General features: G+C 72.0%; 4 protein-coding genes. 1 reads left to right on the forward strand and 3 read right to left on the reverse strand.

The window, feature by feature from the left end; genetic code table 11:
- The 3 genes from Q7T15_RS08065 to ubiE all read right to left on the reverse strand — a co-directional run.
- Positions 1–1,158 (reverse strand): FAD-dependent oxidoreductase (locus tag Q7T15_RS08065; RefSeq protein ID WP_304695087.1); only part of this gene is annotated, 1,158 nt, incomplete at its 3' end.
- Positions 1,159–1,207: 49 nt separating this feature from the next.
- A complete protein-coding gene (locus Q7T15_RS08070) occupies positions 1,208–2,305 on the reverse strand; it encodes a polyprenyl synthetase family protein (RefSeq protein ID WP_304695089.1) in 1,098 nt (365 codons plus the stop codon).
- Between the two features lie 22 nt (positions 2,306–2,327).
- A complete protein-coding gene (ubiE, locus tag Q7T15_RS08075; protein WP_304695091.1) occupies positions 2,328–3,098 on the reverse strand; it encodes a bifunctional demethylmenaquinone methyltransferase/2-methoxy-6-polyprenyl-1,4-benzoquinol methylase UbiE in 771 nt (256 codons plus the stop codon).
- 82 nt (positions 3,099–3,180) lie between these two features.
- Here ubiE and Q7T15_RS08080 point away from each other — a divergent pair.
- The coding region (locus Q7T15_RS08080) for a chorismate-binding protein (protein ID WP_304695093.1) at positions 3,181–3,953 on the forward strand (773 nt) is incomplete at its 3' end.

A 3,953-nucleotide genomic window follows, 5' to 3' on the forward strand; every position in this document is an offset into this window, starting at 1 on the left:
GGCCTGGCCGTTGAGCACGTGCTGGATCGTCTCCATCGCATCGCTCTTCGTGTGGCCGATGAGTCCGACGGGACCGCGCTTGATCCAGCCCGTCGCGTACACGCCCGGGACGACGGCGTTGTCATCGTCGAGCACGCGGCCCTCGTGGTTGGGGATGACGCCGTGGCGCTCGTCGAAGGGGATGCCGTCCAGCGGCGAGCCGAAGTACCCGACCGCGCGGTACACGGCCTGCACCTCGACCTCGCGGAACTCCCCCGTCCCGACGACGCCGCCGGCGCCATCCGGGCGCGTCCGCTCGTACCGGAATCCGACCACGCGACCGTCCTCGCCGAGCACCTCGACGGGCTTCGCGTAGAAGTGCAGGTGCAGACGTCGCGACGCCTGGCCGGTCTCGCGCGCGCGCCACTGCGTGAACACCTTGTCGATCACGAAGAGCTGCTTGTTCGACGCGATCGCCGCACGCGCGGCGTCGTCGTACTCGAAGTCCTCGTCGTGCACGATCATGTCGACGTCGCGCAGCTCGCCGAGCTCGCGCAGCTCGAGCGGCGTGAACTTCACCTGCATCGGTCCGCGACGGCCGAAGACGTGCACATCGGTCACGGGCGACGCCTCAAGCCCCGCGAGCACGTTGTCGGGGATCTCCGTCGGCAGTAGATCCTCCGGGTGCTTCGCGAGCACGCGGGCGACGTCGAGCGCGACGTTGCCGTTGCCGACGACCGCGACCGACTGCGCGGTGAGCGGCCACTCGCGCGGAACGTCGGGGTGCCCGTCGTACCAGCTGACGAAATCGGCGGCGCCGTACGAGCCCTCCAGATCGATGCCCGGGATGTCCAGCGAGGCATCCCGCACCGCCCCCGTCGCGAAGATCACGGCGTTGTAGTGCCGCTTGAGATCGTCGAGCGTGATGTCGGTGCCGTAGCGGACGTTGCCGAAGATGCGGATGTCGCCGGAGTCGAGCACGTCGCGCAGAGCGTTGATGATGCCCTTGATGCGCGGGTGGTCGGGCGCGACGCCGTAGCGGACGAGCCCGTACGGGGCGGGCAGCTGATCGAACAGGTCGATCGAGACCTCGAACGAGCGCTCGTGCTTGAGCAGGATGTCAGCGGCGTAGATGCCGGCGGGGCCTGCCCCGACGATGGCGAGCCTGAGCTTGGTCATGCGGGTGGTTCCGTTCCTCGATCGGCGGGGGTGGTGGGGGCTCGCGGCCCTACTTGCTGCGGTCGACGACCGCTTCGGCGAACTTCGTGAGCGCCTTCTTGACCGGCCCGTCGGGCAGCGGCGCGAGCGCGGCGACGGCGTCGTCGGCCCAGCGGCGGGCCTCGAGCAGGGTCTCCTCCGTCACGGGGTGACCGCGCAGCTCGGCGATGGCCGCGGCGAGCTCGGCCTCGTCGGTCGCGCGGTCCTCCGCGGAGGTCGCGTCGTCGTCGAGCTCGTCGACGTTGCGCTCGATGCGACCGAGGAGCTCGGCGGCGCCTGCGTCCGTCGCGGCCGCGCGGCGCAGGAAGAGCAGCGGGAGCGTCGCGACGCCGCTGCGCAGGTCGGTGCCCTGCGCCTTGCCCGTCTCGGCGTCGGCCTCGGCGAGGTCGATGACGTCGTCGATGAGCTGGAAGGCGACGCCGATCTTCTCGCCGAAGGCGACGACGGGCTCCTCGAACTCGGAAGGGGCATCCGAGAAGATCACGCCCATCTGCGCGGCGGCTGCGATGAGCGAGCCGGTCTTGTCGGCGAGCACCTGCAGGTAGTGCTCAATCGGGTCGTCGCTCGCGCGCGGCCCGAGCGTCTCGTGCAGCTGGCCGAGGCAGAGCCGCTCGAACGTGTCGGCCTGGAGCTTGATGGCGCCCTCGCCGAGACTCGCGACGAGCTTCGAGGCGCGGGCGAAGAGCAGGTCGCCGGTGAGGATCGCGACCGAGTTGCCCCACACGTGCTGCGCGGTCGGCACGCCTCGGCGCAGCTCCGCCTCATCCATGACGTCGTCGTGGTACAGCGAGGCGAGGTGCGTGATCTCGATGGCCTGCGCGGCCGTGATCACCGCGGGGGTGGCTCCGTCGCCGAGCTGGGCGGTGAGGAGCGTGAGCACGGGTCGGATGCGCTTGCCGCCCGCCTCGAGCAGGTAGCGGGACGTGACATCCGCCATGTCGTCGGCGAAGGCGACCTCTTTGAGAAGGCCCGCCTCGACGGTCTCGAGGCCCGACTCGATCGCGTCCGCGAAGCGGCGCTCCTCGCTCGAGGCGAAGAGCTTCTCGCCGAGCCCGAGCGAGGCGCTGAGCGTCTTGCTGCGGCGAGCGAGAGGAGTGCTCCAGGTCACGGTGTGCCGATCTGTCGGGGGGTCACTCGGCCGCGGCCGACGAGGTGGGGCGTCGGCGGGCGACGCGCTTCTTGGCGGCGGATGCCCGGATCGCGGCATCGATCGGCTTGCGACCGCGGTGCAGGGCCACGACCCCGACCGTGAGATTGCGGTAGGCGACGCGCGTGAAGCCCGCGGCGCGCATCCACTGGCAGAGGATGCCCTGCTCGGGCCAGTCCGCGATCGACTCGAACAGGTACCGGTAGGCGTCGGGGTTCGTGCTCGCGGCGCCCGCGATGAACGGCATGACCTTCTGCAGGTAGGCGAAGTAGCCGCGGCGGAGGATGCCGATGGGCGGGCGCGAGAACTCGCAGATGACGACGCGGCCGCCGGGCTTGAGCACGCGGTACATCTCGCTCAGGGCGAGCCGCGGGTCCTCCACGTTGCGAAGGCCGAAGCTGATCGTGACGGCGTCGAACTCGTCGTCGCCGAAGGGCAGCTTCTGCGCATCGCCCTCGACGAACTCGAGCTCGGGGTGGCGCTTGCGCCCCTCCTCGATCATGCCCGCGGAGAAGTCGAACGCGATCACCCGCGCACCCGACTTCGCGATCGCGGCCGAGCTCGTGCCCGTGCCGGCGGCGATGTCGAGGATGCGCTCGCCCGGCTGCGGGTCGATCGCGCGCACCGTGTGCAGTCGCCAGAGCGAGGCGTTGCCGACCGAGAGAACGGCGTTCGTGCGGTCGTAGCCGCGGGCGACGCCGTCGAACATCGCCGCGACCTCGCGCGACTTCTTGCTCAGATCGGCCCTCGTCACACGGTTCAGTCTAGTGAGTGGTCACTGCACGTTGCCCGCGAGCGGGCTGGGCGCCCGGGGTGCCGACGGTACGCTGGCGGACGTGCCCACCTCCGCGTCGTCGGGAGCCGCCCTCCGCGCGGTCTCCGAGCCCGTCGACGACGCGACCGCCCTGCTCGAGTACGCCTCGGCCGCGCATCCCCTCGTCGCCCTCCGGCGGGGCGACGGCATCGTCGGCATCGGCGAGATCGCGCGGCTCTCGTTCACCGGGCCCGACCGTCTCGCGCGCGCCGCGGCCGCCTGGCGCGAGCTCTCCGCCGCCGCGCGCGTCGATGACGCGGTGCACGAGCCGGGGTCGGGGCTCGTCGCCTTCGGCGCCTTCGCGTTCGCCGACACCTCCGCGGTCGAGAGCGTGCTCATCGTGCCCGAGATCGTGGTCGGGCGCCGCGGTCCCGTCAGCTGGGTGACGCGCATCACGACCGACGACGGCGGGCGCGACCTCGAGCTCGCCCCGCCCGTCGCGACGCGGGTCGGGGCCCGGCCCCGGGCGACGCTCGCGGCGGCATCCCTGTCGCGGCAGGAGTACGTGGAGCTCGTGCGCGACGCCGTCGCCCGGATCCGCTCGGGCGAGGTCGAGAAGGTCGTCATGGCGCGGGACGCGCGCGCGAGCATCCCCGCCGATGCCGACCGCCGGGCGCTGCTGCAGGAGCTCGCCGAGGCCTACCCCGACACGCTCACGTTCGCCGTCGACGGGCTCGTCGGCGCGAGCCCTGAGACCCTCGTGAGCGTGCACGCGCGTGAGGCGTCGGCGCGCGTGCTCGCCGGGTCGCGCGCGCGCGGCGCCGGGGCGATCGACGACGCCGCCGCCGCGACCGC

Source organism: Microcella sp., assembly GCF_030645145.1.
Lineage (GTDB): Bacteria > Actinomycetota > Actinomycetes > Actinomycetales > Microbacteriaceae > Microcella.